The 17,068-nt window shown below is 69.5% G+C and carries 15 protein-coding genes and 1 pseudogene; 11 read left to right on the top strand and 5 right to left on the bottom strand.

Annotated features, from left to right (window positions below; genetic code table 11):
* The 9 genes from VFF46_RS11970 to VFF46_RS11930 form a co-directional block, all read left to right on the top strand.
* A partial coding sequence (locus VFF46_RS11970; protein ID WP_325037162.1) for an HAD-IB family hydrolase occupies positions 1–1,363 on the top strand: 1,363 nt, incomplete at its 5' end.
* A complete protein-coding gene (locus tag VFF46_RS11965) occupies positions 1,360–2,559 on the top strand; it encodes a zinc-dependent alcohol dehydrogenase (RefSeq protein ID WP_325037161.1) in 1,200 nt (399 codons plus the stop codon). The genes VFF46_RS11970 and VFF46_RS11965, both read left to right, overlap by 4 nt.
* 34 nt (positions 2,560–2,593) lie before the next feature.
* Positions 2,594–4,174, top strand: a complete 1,581-nt coding sequence (locus tag VFF46_RS11960) for a lactate racemase domain-containing protein (protein WP_325037160.1) — start codon at positions 2,594–2,596, stop codon at positions 4,172–4,174.
* Positions 4,174–5,106 (top strand): lysophospholipid acyltransferase family protein, encoded by a 933-nt coding sequence (locus VFF46_RS11955; RefSeq protein WP_325037159.1) that lies wholly within the window; start codon positions 4,174–4,176, stop codon positions 5,104–5,106. The genes VFF46_RS11960 and VFF46_RS11955 overlap by 1 nt, the downstream gene beginning before the upstream one ends.
* 312 nt (positions 5,107–5,418) lie before the next feature.
* The gene (locus tag VFF46_RS11950) at positions 5,419–5,988 is read left to right on the top strand and encodes a hypothetical protein (protein ID WP_325037158.1); all 570 of its coding nucleotides are present in this window, start codon (positions 5,419–5,421) and stop codon (positions 5,986–5,988) included.
* A 16-nt stretch (positions 5,989–6,004) separates the two neighbouring features.
* Positions 6,005–6,766, top strand: coding sequence for an imidazole glycerol phosphate synthase subunit HisF (gene hisF / locus VFF46_RS11945; protein WP_325037157.1), 762 nt, complete (start codon positions 6,005–6,007; stop codon positions 6,764–6,766).
* A 2-nt stretch (positions 6,767–6,768) separates the two neighbouring features.
* A complete protein-coding gene (locus VFF46_RS11940) occupies positions 6,769–7,224 on the top strand; it encodes a MarR family winged helix-turn-helix transcriptional regulator (protein WP_325037163.1) in 456 nt (151 codons plus the stop codon).
* Between the two features lie 81 nt (positions 7,225–7,305).
* On the top strand, positions 7,306–7,812 hold the full coding sequence (locus tag VFF46_RS11935; protein ID WP_325037156.1) for a MarR family winged helix-turn-helix transcriptional regulator: 507 nt from the start codon (positions 7,306–7,308) through the stop codon (positions 7,810–7,812).
* A complete protein-coding gene (locus VFF46_RS11930; protein WP_325037155.1) occupies positions 7,812–9,416 on the top strand; it encodes an MDR family MFS transporter in 1,605 nt (534 codons plus the stop codon). Before VFF46_RS11935 ends, VFF46_RS11930 begins: the two co-directional genes overlap by 1 nt.
* 3 nt (positions 9,417–9,419) lie before the next feature.
* On the opposite strand, the gene VFF46_RS11925 is transcribed toward VFF46_RS11930, so the two are convergent.
* The 5 genes from VFF46_RS11925 to dacB form a co-directional block, all read right to left on the bottom strand.
* Complete coding sequence (locus tag VFF46_RS11925) at positions 9,420–10,673, bottom strand: MFS transporter (protein ID WP_325037154.1); 1,254 nt, start codon at positions 10,671–10,673, stop codon at positions 9,420–9,422.
* On the bottom strand, positions 10,670–11,293 hold the full coding sequence (locus tag VFF46_RS11920; RefSeq protein WP_325037153.1) for a helix-turn-helix domain-containing protein: 624 nt from the start codon (positions 11,291–11,293) through the stop codon (positions 10,670–10,672). Before VFF46_RS11920 ends, VFF46_RS11925 begins: the two co-directional genes overlap by 4 nt.
* 113 nt (positions 11,294–11,406) lie before the next feature.
* The gene (locus tag VFF46_RS11915) at positions 11,407–12,336 is read right to left on the bottom strand and encodes a GNAT family N-acetyltransferase (protein ID WP_325037152.1); all 930 of its coding nucleotides are present in this window, start codon (positions 12,334–12,336) and stop codon (positions 11,407–11,409) included.
* The gene (locus VFF46_RS11910) at positions 12,333–13,283 is read right to left on the bottom strand and encodes a GNAT family N-acetyltransferase (protein WP_325037151.1); all 951 of its coding nucleotides are present in this window, start codon (positions 13,281–13,283) and stop codon (positions 12,333–12,335) included. The genes VFF46_RS11915 and VFF46_RS11910 overlap by 4 nt, the downstream gene beginning before the upstream one ends.
* 40 nt (positions 13,284–13,323) lie before the next feature.
* The gene (gene dacB / locus VFF46_RS11905; protein WP_325037150.1) at positions 13,324–14,856 is read right to left on the bottom strand and encodes a D-alanyl-D-alanine carboxypeptidase/D-alanyl-D-alanine endopeptidase; all 1,533 of its coding nucleotides are present in this window, start codon (positions 14,854–14,856) and stop codon (positions 13,324–13,326) included.
* Positions 14,857–15,057: 201 nt separating this feature from the next.
* Here dacB and VFF46_RS11900 point away from each other — a divergent pair, with 201 nt between their 5' ends.
* Positions 15,058–16,356 carry a family 43 glycosylhydrolase gene (locus VFF46_RS11900; protein ID WP_325037149.1) on the top strand — a complete coding sequence of 433 codons (1,299 nt, stop codon included), beginning with the start codon at positions 15,058–15,060 and terminating at the stop codon, positions 16,354–16,356.
* A gap of 57 nt (positions 16,357–16,413) precedes the next feature.
* A pseudogene (locus tag VFF46_RS11895) lies at positions 16,414–17,068 on the top strand (nucleotide pyrophosphatase); the annotation flags it as partial.

The raw sequence follows: 17,068 nt of genomic DNA, 5'->3' as shown, positions 1-17,068 counted from the left end.
GATCGAGATCATCCCGGTCGACCACGTGGTCGGCGCGATCTGCGCGGTGATGGCGACCGAGCCCGAGCTGAGCAAGCCGGAGTACTACCACATCGGCTCCGGCGCCCGGAACCCGCTGACCTTCGAGCAGCTGTACGCCGGGGTCCGCGCGTACTTCTCCAAGCACCCGTTCGACCTCGGCGAGCGCGGCGCGGTCCGGCTGCCGGTGTGGAAGTTCCCCGGCGGCGACTCGGTCGAGACGATGCTGCGGTACGGCGAGAAGGCGCACAAGATCGCGGACCGGATCATCACGACCGTCCCGCGCAGCGAGCGGGTCCGCAAGTACGCCCGCGAGCTCGACGTACAGAAGCGCCGCCTGGACTTCCTGCGGCGCTACATGGACCTGTACTCCGAGTACGCGCAGGCCGAACTGCAGTTCATCGACGACAACGTCCTTGCCCTGCACAACGCGCTCGAGGGTGACGACAAGGAGAAGTTCGCCTGCGACACCGCGGTCGTCGACTGGCAGTACTACCTGCAGGAGCTGCACTGCCCGAGCGTCACGGAGTCGATGCGCCGGCTGGACGTCGTCCGCAAGAAGCGGAACAAGGCACTCGCCGAGTCCGCGGGCGTCCTGAAGAAGGTCGAGCCGTCGTCGGAGTCCAAGGTGATCGCGGCGTTCGACATGGACGGCACGCTGCTGTCGTCGAACGTGATCGAGACCTACCTGTGGATGCGGCTGCCCGAGCTGGACGGTCCGCAGCGGGCCGGCGAGATCGGCGCGATGCTCCGCAAGCTGCCGAAGCTGATCGCCGCCGAGCGCAAGGACCGCGGTACGTTCCTGCGCACGATCTACCGCCGGTACGCCGGGGCCGACCTGGAGCAGCTGAACCAGATCGTCGACGAGATCCTCGCCGAGCACGTCCTGGAGCGCTTGAGCGGCGCCGCCGTACGGCGGATCCGTGAGCACCGGGCCGCCGGGCACAAGACGATCCTGATCACCGGTGCCGTCCGGCCGCTGACCCGCCCGCTGGAGCCGCTGTTCGACGAGATCGTCGCGGCCGAGCTGGCGGTCGACGACCGCGGCCGCTGCACCGGCTACCTGTCCGGCCCGCCGCTGGTCGGGGAGTCCCGGGCCGCGTGGATCAAGCACCACGCGCGGCAGACCGGCATCGACCTGTCGAAGTCCTTCGCGTACGCCGACAGCCACTCGGACCTGCCGATGCTGACGACGGTCGGCAACCCGGTCGCGGTGTCGCCGGACGTGTCGCTGTTCCGGGCCGCCCGGGCCGCGCGCTGGCAGATCGTCGACTGGAAGACCCCGTCCACTTCGTCCCGTCTGGAGCTCCCTGGGGTACAGCGTTCTGGAGGTTTGGCCCGATGATGCTCGCTCTCGAGATGTACCGGTCTCCGGCCAAGTACCTCGCGGCCAAGGCCGTCGGTGGCCGGATCCCCGGCATCCTGACCGGCCCGGCCGCGCCGCTGCGACTCGTGACGATCAACGAGCCGAAGGCCGAGCGGGACGGCTGGGCGCGGGTCCGGCCGATCCTGTCCGGTATCTGCGGCTCGGACCTCGGCATGGTCACCGGCTCGACCAAGCTGTACTTCTCCGCCGTCGTGTCGATGCCGTTCGTACCCGGCCACGAGGTCGTCGGCGAGCTGCTCGACGACTGCGAGGACCTGCCCAAGGGCACCCGCGTGGTGATGGACAGCGTGCTGACCTGTGCGGCGCGCGGCGTCGAGCCGTGCCAGGGCTGCGTGTCCGGCAACACCAACCGGTGCGACCGGATCACGGTCGGCCACGTGTCGCCGGGTCTCCAGACCGGGTTCTGCCGCGACACCGGCGGCGGCTGGGGGAACATGCTGGTCGCCCACCGCAGCCAGCTGTACGCCGTACCCGAGGCCCTCAGCAACGAACGCGCCGTGCTGGTCGAGCCGCTCGCCGGCGCCGTGCACGCGGCGCTCCGGGCGAACGTCCAGCCCGGCCAGTCGGTCCTGGTCAGTGGCGCAGGCGCGGTCGGGCTGTTCGCGACCCTCGCGCTGCGCGAGCTGACGCAGGCCGGCCGGATCACGGTCGTCGCGAAGCACGCCAAGCAGCGCGAGCTCGCGCGGGCCTTCGGCGCCACCGACGTGGTCGCGCCCGACGAGGTGTTCCGCGGCGTCCGGCGGGCGACCGGAGCGTTCCGGCTCAAGCACGACTTCGGCTCGGGCGAGTTCCTGCTCGGCGGCGTCGACGTCGCGGTCGACGCGGTCGGCAGCAAGGACTCGATCGACACCGTACTGCGGGTCACCAAGGCCGGCGGCCGCGTCGTACTGTCCGGGATGCCGGCCAGCGGCGCCGACCTGTCGCCGGTGTGGTTCCGCGAGCTGGAGGTCACCGGCACGTACGCCTCCGCGCGGGAGGAGCCGAACGGCCGCCCGGCGTTCGAGACCGCGCTGGAACTGGCCGGCCGCGCCCCGCTGGACGGGATCGTCGGCGCGCGCTACCCGCTGTACCGCTGGCGTGAGGCTTTGGACCACGCGCATTCGGCCGGCCGGCTCGGCACGGTCAAGGTTGCTTTCGATGTGAGGGCCTCATGAGGGCGCTGAACGTACGACGAGAGAGGTTCTGAACATGTCTCGGCCAGGTTTCGTGCTTGAGGTGGACGACCGGACGCCGCCACTGCTCGTGCACAACGGTGAGGGTTTCCTGCTGGAGCGGTTCCCGCTCGGCACCCGGGTGGTGTACCCGCCGGAGGCGCTGCCGGCGGTCCGCGACGTCGACGAAGCGATCCAGAACGCGCTGCTGAACCCGCTCGAGTCCGAGCCGCTGCCGGAGCTGCTGCGGGCCGGCATGCGGCTCACGATCGCGTTCGACGACATCTCGATCCCGCTGCCGCCGATGCGCAAGCCGGACATCCGGCAGCGGATCATCGAGGCGGTGCTGGAGCTGGCCGCGCAGGCCGGTGTCGACGACGTCGAGCTGATCTCCGCGAACGCGCTGCACCGCCGGCTCACCCCGAACGAGCTGCGCGACATCGTCGGCGAGCGGGTCTTCCGGTCGTTCTTCCCGGACGGCAAGCTCTACAACTTCGACGCCGAGGACAGCGCGAACCTGACCCACCTGGGCCAGACCAAGCACGGCGAGGACGTCGAGATCTCCAAGCGGGCGGCCGAGTCCGACCTGCTCGTCTACGTGAACGTGAACCTGGTCGCGATGGACGGCGGGCACAAGTCCACGTCGATCGGGCTGGCGTCGTACAAGTCGCTGAAGCACCACCACAACAGCCACACGATGATCCACTCGCGGTCGTTCATGGACCACAAGGCGTCCAAGATGCACCACTCCGCCTGGCGGATGGGCGAGGTGCTGACCCAGCACGTCAAGGTGTTCCAGATCGAGACCACGCTGAACAACGACGTCTTCGGCGGCCCGCTGGAGTTCCTGCAGAAGCGCGAGTGGGAGTGGTCGATCAAGGACCAGGCGTCGTTCCTGGCCACCAAGCGCGGCCTCGACGTCGCGCCGGCGCGGCTGCGGCACAAGATCTTCACCGACACCCGCTCGTACTACGGGCTGACCGGCGTGCACGCCGGCAAGATCGAGCCGGTCCACGACAAGACGCTGGAGAACGTGCACCGCCAGCACATGGTCGAGGTGCAGGGCCAGTCCGACGTCGCGATCATGGGCGTGCCGTTCATCGGCCCGTACAACGTGAACTCGGTGATGAACCCGATCCTGGCCGCCTGCATGGGGCTCGGGTACTACTTCAACTCGTACCGCGGCAACCCGGTCGTCCGCAAGGACGGCGCGGTGATCCTGTACCACCCGGTCGACTACGAGTTCAGCCAGCTGCACCACCCGTCGTACGTCGACTTCTTCGAGGAAGTGCTTGCCGAGAGCACCGATCCGGCGACGATCGAGGCGAAGTTCGAGAAGCAGTACGCCGAGGACCCGTGGTACATCCACCTGTACCGGACGTCGTACGCGTACCACGGCGTGCACCCGTTCTACATGTGGTACTGGATCTCGCACGCCCTCGACCACTGCGGCGACATCGTCTGGGTCGGCGCGAACCGCAAGGCCGTCGAGCGGATGGGGTTCCGGTCCGCGTCCACGCTGTCCGACGCGCTCGAGATGGTCAGCCACTCGGTCGGCCGGTCGCCGTCGATCACATACCTGCACAACCCGCCGCACCTGCTCGCGGACGTGCGCTGATGGGGACCGGCCTGGTGAAGTTCGGCCGCGACACCGCGCGGGACGTCCGTCAGGTCGCGCGCGGCTTTCGCTGGGGCCGGCGGCCGCAGGTGCCGCGGTCCGCCGAGCCGTACGTGATCCCCAAGGAGACCACGGTCTTCCCGACCCGCTGGGCCCGGACGCCGGCCGCGATCGCGGTCCGCGACCTGATCCAGAAGGGCCCGCTGAACGCCGTCCTGAACTTCGAGGTCAGCCCGCAGGTCAGCGGCCTGGACTCGCTGCTCAAGCTCGACGGCCCGGCGATCATCGTCGCGAACCACTCGTCGCACCTCGACACCCCGCTGCTGCTGCTGTCGCTGCCGGACGCGATGCGTCGCCGTACGGCGTTCGCGGCCGCGGCGGACTACTTCTTCGACACGTGGTGGCGGGCGGCCGGGTCGGCGATCGTGTTCAACACGTTCCCGATCGAACGCCGCGGCGGCAAGATGAGCTCCACGCCCGGCGACCTGCTCGCCGACGGCTGGAACGTCGTCGTGTTCCCCGAGGGCACGCGGTCGCCCGACGGCTGGGTGCAGCGGTTCCGGATGGGGGCGGCGTACCTGGCCGTCGAGCACGACGTACCGATCATCCCGGTCGGTATCAAGGGCTCCTTCGCCGCCATGCCCCGCGGCCGCGGCTGGCCGGTCCCCGGCCGCCCCGCCGTCCACGTCCGGTACGGCGACCCGCTCCGCCCCGCCGCGGGTGAGAGCGCCCGCGACTTCGCCCCCCGGATCGCCGCCGCCGTCTCCGCCCTCCTCGACGAGGAATCCACCACCTGGTACGAGGCCCGCCGCCGCGCCGCCCTCGGCGCCTCCCCGGAACAGTCCGGCCCCGACGCCGCCCGCTGGCGCCGCGTCTGGGAATCCACCCGTCCCATGAAATCCACCGACAACCGCCGCCGCGCCTGGAAGTAACCACCCGCCTGTAGTTGAGAGCTGATGTCGCCCATCCACTCCGCCCGGGGAAGGCATCTGACCGGTCCGGGGCGTATGTCCGTGCCCCGGAAGTTCCTCCGGGCGGTGCAGTCGTCGGTTTGGGCCACCGTGTTGGGGTCAGACGACAAGCTATTGCTTGTCGCCTGACCCGGCGGCTTGTTCAAGCTCCCCGTGCTCGCCGGCATCCTCGGCGGGCTGGTCTTCGGTAGCGTCTTCGGCCTGATCGCAACATCCTGAACGCCCTCTCAGCGCGGCCCGGTCGCTAGCCCCGCTCGGCGATACTCTGCGCCGGTGGAGGACACCCGCCCGCGCCGCATCCCGCGGCTGACCCGCCTCGGCCTCTCCGTCGGGCTCGTCTTGGTCGTCGCCGCGGCACTCGCCCTCCTGGCCGGCGCCGTCGGCCGGTCGTGGCTGACCTCGGTCGCACTCGCGATCGCCGTCGTCGGACTGATCGTGATCGCCCAGGTGATCGGCAACCTGGGCACGAACCCGCAGATCAACGGCCACTACCTCGAAGCCCGCACCCTGATCGGCCGCCAGTCCGTCGACCTGGCCCGCCTTACCGGCGTGCGCTGGGATCGGAGCCGAGGCGGGACCGTGTGGGTCAGCGTTCAGGACGACGTCACCGACCTGGCGATCTCGATCCCGGTCCCGTCCGCCGTCGACCCGGTATTGACCGACGCGCTCCGTGACGCCGTTGCCCGCGGTGTCCGGCTGCGGCGGCGCGTCACCGACCAGTTCGGCCTGCCGCCGGTCCCGGGCGCGCCGCGCAACGGCGGCAGCAAGCTGACGATCCTCGCCGAGGTCGTCGTCGCGCTCGTGGCGTTCGCCGTGGTACTCGGGCTGATCATCTCGTTCTGAACGCTAGGCTTGCGGCGTGAGCCTTGCCGTGCGAGTTATTCCCTGTTTGGACGTCGACGCCGGGCGCGTGGTGAAGGGCGTGAACTTCGCTGACCTGCGTGACGCCGGCGATCCGGTCGAGATGGCGCAGGTGTACGACGCCGAGGGTGCGGACGAGCTCACGTTCCTCGACATCACCGCGTCCTCGGGCTCCCGGGAGACGACGTACGACGTGGTCCGCCGGACCGCCGAGCAGGTGTTCATCCCGCTGACCGTGGGTGGTGGGGTCCGGGAGGCGGCCGACGTGGACCGGCTGCTGCGGGCGGGTGCCGACAAGGTCGGGATCAACACCGGCGCGATCGCCCGGCCGGAGGTGATCCGCGAGATCGCGCACCGGTTCGGCAACCAGGTCCTGGTGCTGTCGCTTGATGTACGGCGGTCCGCCGAGCAGCCGAGCGGGTTCGAGGTGACCACGCACGGCGGGCGCCGGTCCGCGGGGCTGGACGCGATCGAGTGGGCGCAGCGCGGGTGCGAGCTGGGCGCGGGGGAGATCCTGCTGAACTCGATGGACGCCGACGGTACGAAGCAGGGCTTCGACCTGGAGCTGATCAAGGCGGTCCGCGCGGTGGTCGACGTACCGCTGATCGCCAGCGGGGGAGCGGGGGCGCCGGAGCACTTCCCGCCCGCGGTGCAGGCCGGCGCGGACGCGGTGCTGGCGGCCAGCGTGTTCCACTTCGGCGACTTCCGGATCGCGGCCGTGAAGCAGGCGCTGCGGGACGCCGGGATCGTGGTTCGGTGACCATGCAGACGGAGCACGCGGAGGAGATGGTCGCGGCCATCGAGCAGGAGCTGTCCGCGCTGTTCCGCCGGTCGCGCTCCGCCTCGCTGCGGCTGGCCCGGCGCGTGCACCCCGAGATGGACGCCGCCGGGTACGCGTTGATCTCCCAGATCGAGATGGGTACCGGCAACCGCGCCGGCGTCCGGGCGTCCGACGTCGCCCAGGTCCTCGGCCTCGACAAGTCGACCGTCAGCCGTGGCATCACCCAGCTCGAGAACCTCGGCCTGATCGAACGTGTCGGCGACCCCGACGACGGCCGCGCCCGCCTGCTCCGCCTGACCACGTCCGGTGCCGAGGCCTACGAGGCGATGCGGACCCAGCGTCAAACCGAGTTCCGCGCGATCCTGGACCGCTGGAACCCCACCGACCTCGCCGACCTCGGCCGCCTCCTCCACCGCCTGAACTCCGACCTCGGCTAGGCCTTTCACAGACAGTAATCACGCGTCCACAACCTGCGCATATGGTTGTGGAAACCAACTATTCGTGTATATAGTTGGGTTATGCAACTAGCTCAGCAACCCCTTGTCCCTGGGGTAGAGCGGGATGCGGCGGCTCAGGAGTTGCTCGAGGGGGTCAGCTCCCTGATCCGGGCCGTGCGCTGTATCGAGCACCGGCACCTCAGCGGCGACGGCGGACTGCGCCGGTCGGACGCGAGTGTGCTGAAGGTGCTGATGAAGGACGGTGAGCAGCGCGGCGGCGAGATCGCCGGCAAGCTCGGCGTCGACGCGTCGGTGGTGAGCCGGCAACTGACCGCGCTGGAGGCCGACGGACTGGTGAGCCGTCGGCCCGATCCGGCGGACGCCCGCGTCGGGCTGGTCAGCCTCTCATCCCGGGGCAAGGCCCAGCTGGAGGCGCTCTACTCCTCCTACACCCAGCAGCTCAGAACCGTCTTGTCGGACCTCGACGACGACGCGCTGTCAGCGGCCGCCGCAACGTTGCAGCGGGTCGCCGTCGCGATCGTCGAGGCCAACAAATTCGTGAGGCAAAGCCCCAAGACTGGAGAGTAATGACTGTCACCGAGACCCGGCAGCAGACGCCGCCTGCGCCGGAACTCACCCACAAGGAGATTCTCGAGATCCTGATCGGCCTGCTGGCCGCGCTGTTCACGGCGATGCTCAGCTCGACGATCGTCAGCAACGCCCTGCCGACGATCATCGCCGACCTCGAGGGCACCCAGACGCAGTACACGTGGGTCCTCACCGCGAGCCTGCTGGCCACCACGGTGTCCACCCCGATCTGGGGCAAGCTCTCCGACCTGGTGAGCAAGAAACTGCTGGTCCAGCTGGCGATCACGGTCTTCGTGATCGGGTCCGCGCTGGCCGGCCTGTCCCACAACGTGCCGTTCCTGATCGGTGCCCGGGTCCTCCAGGGCCTCGCGATGGGCGGTCTGATGGCGCTCGCCCAGGCCATCATCGGCGCCGCGATCCCACCCCGGTCGCGGGGCCGGTACTCCGGCTACATGGGTGCCGTGATGGCGGTCGCGACCGTCAGCGGCCCGCTGATCGGCGGCGTCATCGTCGACACCTCGTGGCTGGGCTGGCGCTGGTGCTTCTACGTCTGCGTCCCGCTGGCCGTGATCAGCCTGGTGATCCTGCAGAAGTACCTGCACCTGCCGGTGCTGAAGCGCAAGGTCCAGATCGACTACCTCGGCGCGGTCCTGATCAGCATCGCGGCCAGCCTGCCGCTGCTCTGGGTCACCTTCGCCGGTACGGACTTCGCCTGGATGTCCTGGCAGTCCGCGCTGTTCGTCGGCGGCACGCTGTTCGTCGGCTTCCTCGCCGTACTCGTCGAGAACCGGGTCGCCGAGCCGCTCGTCCCGCTGAAGGTCGTCCGGGAGCGCACCACCGCGCTGGCGATCGTGGCCAGCCTGTCGGTCGGCGTCGCGATGTTCGGCAGCGCGCTGTTCCTCGGCCAGTACTTCCAGATCGCCCGCGGGTACAGCCCGACCGAGGCCGGCCTGCTGACGATCCCGATGATGCTCGGTTCGTTCGTCGGCTCGGCGGGGTCCGGGCAGCTGATCAGCCGCTACGGCAAGTGGAAGCGGTACCTCGTCTCCGGTGGCGTCCTGCTGCTCGTCGGACTGCTGATCCTCGGCACGATCAACCACAGCACGCCGTACTGGTACGCCGGACTCGGCATGCTGGCGATGGGCCTGGGCATGGGTATGACGATGCAGAACCTCGTGCTCGCCGTGCAGAACACCGTCGACGTCACGCAGATCGGCGCCTCGTCCGCGACCGTCGCGTTCTTCCGCAGCCTCGGCGGTGCGGTCGGCGTCTCGGCCCTCGGCGCGGTGCTCGCGGCGCGGGTCAAGTCGCTGATCGTCGCCGGCGTCCTCGCCGGCCCGAACGGCGCCGAAGCCGCCCGGAAACTCCAGGAAGGCGGCTCCGGCAGCACCAGCCTGCTGGACGTGAAGAACCTGCCGCCGCAGCTGGCCACACTGGTCCGGCACGCGTACGGCGACGCGACCGGGCGGATCTTCCTGATCGCCTCCGCGTGTGCGGTGGTCAGCCTGATCGCGGTGATCTTCATCAAGGAGGTCCCGCTGCGCAAGACCGTCAACAAGGTCGAGGACGTCGAGGACCTGGCGGACCGCGCCGTCCACGACTAGGACCTACGGCGGCGGCTGCAGGCCGGTCAGTTCGCGGGTGCGGATGATCGGTGAGCCGACCAGCCACAGCACGGACAACAGGCCGCCGGCGGCGGAGACGAGGAGGGTTTCGCGGACACCGATCCAGGTGCCGAGGAACCCTCCGGCGACCGCGCCGAGCGGCCTGATGCCGTAGTTGATGCTGCTGAACGCGCCGGACACCCGGCTCCGCATGTGGTCGTGGCAAACCGCCGCCTGCAAGGCGTTCAGCGGTACGTCGAAGCACATCACCGCGAACGCCCCGACGAACTCGGCCCCCGCGAGTGCGACCGCCTTCAGCCAGGTCGGCCCACCCGCGAGGGCGGCGATCGCGATCGAACTCGGGAAGACGACGGCGCCGAACGCGATCACCGGGCCGGCGCCGAACCGGTGGCTCAGCGCAGACGCGCTGACCGCCCCGAGCAGCCCGCCGGACGCGCCGATACCGAACGCCAGGCCGATCACGCCCGCGGACAACCCGAGGGTGCGGCTCGCGAACAGCACGAGCAGCGCCGTACTCATCAGGTTGAAGAAGTTCACCGTGGTCGCACAGCCCAGGCTGCGGCTGATGTACGGATGCTTCAGCACGTACCGCATCCCGGCCGCCGCCCGGCGCAGTATCGGTTCGCCGGACTCCTCGGCCGGGCCGGGCTGGATCTTCAGCCGGCTGAGCTGCAGCGCCGAGAACACGAACGTGATCGCGTCGACGAGGATCGCGACCGGCGCCGTCAGCCATTGCACGAGCAGCCCGGCGACGGCAGGCCCACCCATGAACGAGATCGACCGGGTCGCCGACAGTTTGCTGTTCGCCTCCAGGTACTGCTCGCGATCCACCAGCCGGACGAAGAACGAGGCGTACGCCGTGTTGAACACGACATGCGCCGTACCGGCGAGGATCGCGATCGCGTACAAGTGGCCGAGGGCAAGCAAACCGCACCAGTAGGCGATCGGCAGCGTGAGCAGCAGGAGTGTCCGGGTCAGGTCGGCGGCGATCATCAGCGGACGCTTGTCGCGGCGGTGGTCGACCCAGGTGCCGATGAACAACGAGGCGAGGTTCGGCAGCCAGACCGCGGCGGTCAGGAAACCGACCTGGCTGGGGGAGGCGTCGAGCATCGTGACCGCGATCAGCGGCAGGCCGAGCTCGGTGATCCGGTCGCCGAACTCGGACACGCCCTGCGCGGACCAGAACCTGCGGAACCGGCGGTCCCGCCAGAGGCTCGGGGCGGCGAGCGTACTCATCTCTCGTCCGGCGCTGCGGGCTGTCCGGCTTGCGGGGATGTTGCTTCGGGCAAGGAGATTCGGAGGTGCCGGACCGGCCGGGCGTCCGGTGGTACGCCGCCGGCGTCGCGGCGCCGGACGTACGGCGCCAGCAGTTGCTCGATCGCGGACTCGATCGCGTCCGCCTCGGCCGGGGTGATGACCAGGAGGGTGTTCGCGGAGCCGGCGCGTCTGCTCCACTCGGGTTCGAGGTTCGGCTCGGTGTCGACCAGCCAGGTCTGTGCGGCCTCGAGGGCCTGGTTCATGATCTCGGTCCGCAGCAGTCGTCCGGCCTCGGCGCCCTCGGGCGTTTCCGGCATGTCGAACCGGAACCCGCCGGCCACCGCGTACCACCAGCGTTGCCGCTTGTCCGACCCGCTGGGCGGCGGACCGTCCTTCACCAGCCCGAAACCCGCGAGGTGCCGCAGGTGCCAGCTGGTCACGGAGGGGGAGGCGCCGACGTGTTCGGACAGCTGGGTGGCGGTTGCCGGGCTGTGGCCCTGCAGGTAGCTGAGCGCGGCGAGCCGGACCGGATGCGCGAGCGCACGCATCGCCTGCGGGTCGGTGATCTCGAAATCGCCGTACGGATTTCTGAGAGACATGTTTCGAGAGTAATCTCTCAGATCTCCGGGCGGCAAGAGGTGTACCGAAGAACGGGTAGTGGTCGGGAGCCTGAGCGGGGGGAGGAGGCGGCGAAGGGCCTGGAGCGCGACCTCTACCCGTTGTTCGGTACGCGGGTCCAGATGTCGCTGATCAGGTCCGGGCACATGCCGATGGCGGTGTAGAGGGCGACGGCCGGGGTCGGGTTGCTGGTGTCGACGTGCAGGATGGTGCCGGTGCGGCCGGCGGCGGCGTCGACGGCGAAGGCGTTCCGCAGCAGGTATTTGGCCAGCCCGCGGCCGCGGGCGGACGACACGACGGCGAGCCGCCCGACGTACCCGCAGGTCTCGGTGCTGACGAAGTTGTCGTTGCATTCGGTCATCGCGACCGCCTGCCCCGCACGCTCCACGATCGTCACCTGCGACCAGTCGAACGTCGACCGGCTCTCCCGCGACGCCACCCACTCGTCGTACGCCCGCGGCAACGTCCCGGGCTGCTCCGCGAACGCCTCCATCAGTACTGCGTGCGCCGCCCGCCGACGGGCCTCGTCCAGAGCACCCCGCCGAACCACAAACCCCTCCGGCACCGCAGGCGCCTCCACGACCCCGTCGAACGCGATCCGCATCCGCTGCACCGAGGTATCAACCACATACCCCCGCTCCGCAAGCACCCCCGCCAACCGCTCGTCCTGACGGATCGCACCGACTCGCACCACACACCCTGGGGTGGTTGCGCGGTGTTCGGCTTGGGCGAGGAGCCAGGTGAGGATGGTGGGGTTGGTGCTCAGGATGTCTACGACGACGTGGGTTCCGTTGGTGATGGGGACGGCGGTGGCGGACCCCGCGAACGAGCCGTCCGGGCCGGAGACCAGCCAGCCGTTGGTGGCCGGGTTGGTGCCGGGGTCGCGGAGGTAGTTCGCGACGTCTTCGGGGCTGTGTTTGACGAAGCCGAGCAGGGCGGTTGTGTACTCGGCGGAGCGCTCGGCGATCAGTGCGGCGTCGTCGACGCACATCGGCCGCCAGGTGTAGCCGGGCGGGAGGTTCATGCCGCGATCTCGAGGCGCCAGACCTCCATGACCAGGACCGCCCGCATCCCGACCGACTGGTACACGCCAAGCGCCGGCGTCGGGTTGTTGGTGTCGACGTGCAGGATCGTCCCGGCCAGCCCGTTCGCCGCGTCCAGCGCGAACTGGTCCCGCAGCAGGAACTTCGCCAGCCCCTTCCCGCGGGCCTTCTCGAGTACGGCGAGCCGCCCGACGTACCCGCAGTTCTCGTCCTCGACGAACTGGTTGCTGCCGGACAGCATCGCGACCGCCTCGCCGTCGATCTCCAGCAGCGTGATCTGCGACCAGTCGAACGCGGAGAAGTTCTCCTGCGCCGTCCGCCACTCCTCGAACGACCGCGGCGTGAATCCGAACTGCCCTTCAAAAGCGGCGTTCAGCACCGCATGCGCCGCCCGCCGGCTCGCCTCATCAGGCGCACCCCGCCGAACGACGACCCCCGCAGGAGCCTCCGGCGCGGCCACGGGCCCCGCATGATCGATCCGCATCCGGTAGAACACCGTCCCGCGCTCGTACCCGAACCCCGCCAGCCGATCGCGCCGCGCGCTGTCGGCCTGATACACGACGGTGTCGAGCTGTACGACGGCCTGCCCGTACTCGCGCCCGAGCTCGGCAGCCCGCTCCTCGACCCGGTCGAGCAGCCACCGCTCGAGCTCCACGTCGTCGGCGACCACATCCTGGTCGAGCTGTCGGCGGTCGCCCTTCCCGGAGACCCATCCGAAGCCGGCCGGCCGATCGCCCTCGAAGACCAGCCAGCCGTCGCGGGCAGGGTCGAAGGACTCGTTGGCCAGCCCGTCCAGCGCGTCGTCGAGGGTCCAGTCGGCGAACCCGACCACCGAGGTGTTGTAGGCGGACACCAGGTCGAGGATCACCTGCGCGTCGTCGATCGAAGGCGGTCGGAAGGTGTACTTCTCAGGCAGTACGGCGGTCATCCGCCCATCGTGGTGAATGACCGCCTTACTGTCGACCGGATTAGCAGGCCTTGTCCCACTCCGACTCGCAGGTGCTCTGAGCCGACCTGAAGGCAGGGACGGCGGCCGGCGGGGCCTTGTCCGACCACGAGGCGAGCGTGACGCCGACCGCGTCCTCGATCGAGCGCGGGCTGCTCAGGTAGTTGTTGCTGATCATCGAGAACGCCAGCTTCCGGCCGTCCTTGTTCGTGACGTACCCGGACAGGGCGGTCACCCCGGTGAGGGACCCGGTCTTGCCGTGCAGGTTGTTCGCGGCCGGCGTGTTCTGCATCCGGCTGCGCAGCGTGCCGCCGACGAACCGGTCCGGGTTGCCCGCGATCGGCAGTGCGTCGTACCACTGCTTCCACCAGGACTCCCGCTGCGCACCGATCAGTACGTCGGTGACCGAGTCCGCGGTGACATTCACCTTGCGAGACAGCCCGGAGCCGTCGGAGAGCCGGATCCGGTTGGTGTCGACGCCGAGGGCCTTGGCGTACTTCGTCACCACGTCGAGCCCGGCGGGCCAGCTGCCATCGGCCGCGACGACCGCGCCCATTGTCTTGACCAGCGTCTCCGCGTGCATGTTGTTCGAGAGCTTGAGGAACGGCGTGAGCAGCTCGCCGAGCGTCATCGACTCGTCCCGGGCCAGCCGCCCGGCGCCGGCTGGGGTCGCCGCGTTCTTGATCTTGCCGCTGACCGTGATGCCCTGCGCGGCGAGCGCCCGCCGGAACACGTCCGCGGCGTACAGCTCGGGCTCCCAGACGGTCACCCAGTCCTGCTCGACCGCGGATCCGAGCGGCATCGACCCGGTGATCCGGACGACGTTCGTGCCGTGGTCGCGGTCGACGCTGATCGTGTTCGCGGAGCCGGCCGCGCCGGTGGTCGCGGTATTGACCAGCTTGAGTACGCCGTTCGCGGGCACCAGGTCCAGCTTCACCGGAGCGCCCGCGGTGGCACCGGGACGGGTCTCGACGATCGCCGTACCGGAGTCGTAGTCGGTGTTCGGCGCCAGCGTCAGTGCGGAGATCTGGGCGTTGTAGTAGTACGGCTCGTCGTCCCAGGCCCAGCTGTCGCCGAGGCGGACGTGGTCGAAGTACGTGTCGTCCGCGACCAGGTCGCCGAAGACCCGGCGGACGCCGGCCGCCTTGAGCTGCTTCGCGAGGCCGGCGTAGTCCGACTCGAGCGCGGTCGGGTCGCCGTACCCCTTGAGGTAGAGGTCACCGAGCAGCTGTCCACCGCGGACGGGTGCGGTGGCGAGGACGTCGGTGTGGAAGCGGTACGACGGGCCGAGCGTGTGCATCGCGGCCGTCGACGTGAAGAGCTTGGTGTTCGACGCGGGCAGCAACCGCTCGGCGCCGTTCCGGTCGTACAACGTCTCGCCGGTGGTCGCGTCGCGTACCACGAGCGCGACCTGCGAACCGTCGTACCGGCTGTCGTTCAGCAGGCCGTCCAGCCGTTGCTGCAAGGCTGTCTCCGGTACCGCGGCCGGCGTCGCGGCCGACTGTCCGACGAAGCCGCCGGCGACCGCGGCGACCGCGGCCACGGCGGCCACCATCCCGCGTCCCGACATTCTCGGTAAAAGACTCACGAGACACTCCCTTGATCCAGGCGGAAATCAACTAGCGGGAGTCTCCCCCTCCAAGCCCCCAGGGTCCAGGGAAAGCCGGAAGGAAAGAAAAGAAGTTGGGGGGTGTGTTTCAGGTGAATCGATGTAAAAGTGGATCCACAGGTATCCGCCCCACCTGAGGAGTCACCCATGAAACGACTTCTGGCGGCCGTGCTGGCCGTCTTCAGCCTCTCGACCTTCCTCGCACCGGCCGTGCATGCCGCGACAACGGGAGCTGTCTACCCGAGCGAGATCATCGGGGAGAACTTCCCGGACCCGGACGTCTTCGAGCAGAACGGCACCTGGTACGCCTACGCGACCAATGGCAGCCGCGGTACCGTCCCGGTCGCCACCGCGCCGAGCGCGAACGGCCCGTGGATGATCCGCGGCGACGCGATGCCCGGCGGCCCGTCGAGCGCCTGGGCACAGCCCGGCCGCACCTGGGCGCCGGACGTCTACCCGAACCCGGACGGCACCTACACGCTCACCTACACCGCCTGGCACAAGGCGTCCGGCCGGCAGTGCATCGGCGTTGCCACCGCCACCAGCCCGCTCGGCCCGTTCCAGCCGGTCGGTACGGCGCCGTTGATCTGCCCGCTCGACATCGGCGGCGCGATCGACCCGAACACGTTCGTCGCCAACGACGGCACGCGCTACCTCGTCTGGAAGAACGACGGCAACGCCGTCAGCCAGCCGTCGACGCTCTGGCTCACCAAGACCGCGAACAACGGCCAGACGCTGGTCGGCGGCAACACCGCGATGCTGACGTCGAGCGGCATCATCGAGGCGCCGGACCTGGTGCAGCGCGGATCGCAGTACGTCCTGTACTTCTCCGGCGGCGGCTACAGCGACTGCAACTACCTGACGTCGTACGCGACCTCGAAGAGCCTCAGCGGTCCGTGGACCACGGCGTACCGGCCGTTGATGACGACCGCGACGTTCGACAGCCACGTGTGCGGGCCGGGTGGCGCGGACTTCGTCGGCGACAAGGTGTTCCTGCACGGCTGGGTGAACGGCGGCCGGCACCTGTACGTCGCGGACGTCGGGTACGCGAACGACTACCCGGTGGTCCGCGGCAGCCGGGTCCGGTACGAGGCCGAGCGCGGCACGCTCAACCACTGCTCGGTCCGCTCGAACGCGGCCGGTGCCTCGGACGGCAAGGTGGTCGCGTACATCGACTACGCGGACTCCTGGGTGGAGAGCACGGTGTTCGCCCCGGTCGCCGGAAGCTACACGCTGTACGTCGGGTACGCCAACGGTTCGGCGTCCACCGCCAGCCACGGCCTCGTTGTCAACGGCAACAATGCCGGCTCGGTCAGCTATCCGGTCACGGGCTGGGACAACTGGCACGAGAGCTCGGTCCCGGTCACGCTGAACGCCGGGTGGAACACGATCCGGCTGACCAAGGGCGCGCTGTACACGGAGGTCGACTACCTCGAGGTGCAGTAAAGCTGTCGCCACCACCCCGTAGTCTCGTACTTCTCAGGTACGACGGGGAAGCAGGCGATGGCGAAACCACCAGAACAGGTCTCGAAGGCCCGGCGACGTCCGGTATGGCTGGATCTCCGCCGTACCGGACGTGGCCTGGGAGCGATGCTGTACGGCGGGCTCGCGTCGCTGATCACGCTGACGATCACGTTCTGGCTGTTGCCGCAGATCAGCAGCGACGGACGGCTGCCGATCTTCCGGCTGGTCGTGCTGCTGGCGGTGTTCTCGGTGATCATGCGCTGGATCCTGTCCGGGATCGCGGTCCTGATCGGGTCGATCGGCGTCCTGGTCGGCGGGCTGCTGTCGCAGTTCGCGGTCGTGTACCTCGGGATCACCGTCGACCCCGGGGTCGACCTGCACGGCGGCGTCGAGGCACCGGTGCTGGTGTCGATCGTGATGTCGTCGGTCAGCGCCTTCGTCGGCTGGGTCGCGTACGCGGGCAGTGACGACGCGTACGTCGCCGAGGTGATGCGGCTCGTGCACCGGCGCGCCCGGCGGATCCAGCCGGCGCCGCGGACCGGGATGCTGATCGTCCAGATCGACGGCCTGTCCGCCCCGCTGCTGAACTGGATGGTCCTGGCCGGCAACCTGCCGAACCTCGGCGGCTGGATCCGGGACGGCAACCACTCGCTGCAGACCTGGCACACCGGCGTCCCGGCGACCACGCCCGCGA

The organism is Kribbella sp. (assembly GCF_035655035.1).
GTDB lineage: Bacteria > Actinomycetota > Actinomycetes > Propionibacteriales > Kribbellaceae > Kribbella.
The sequence above is the reverse complement of the archived record's forward strand: the minus strand, read 5'-3'. Positions and strand labels throughout refer to the sequence as shown.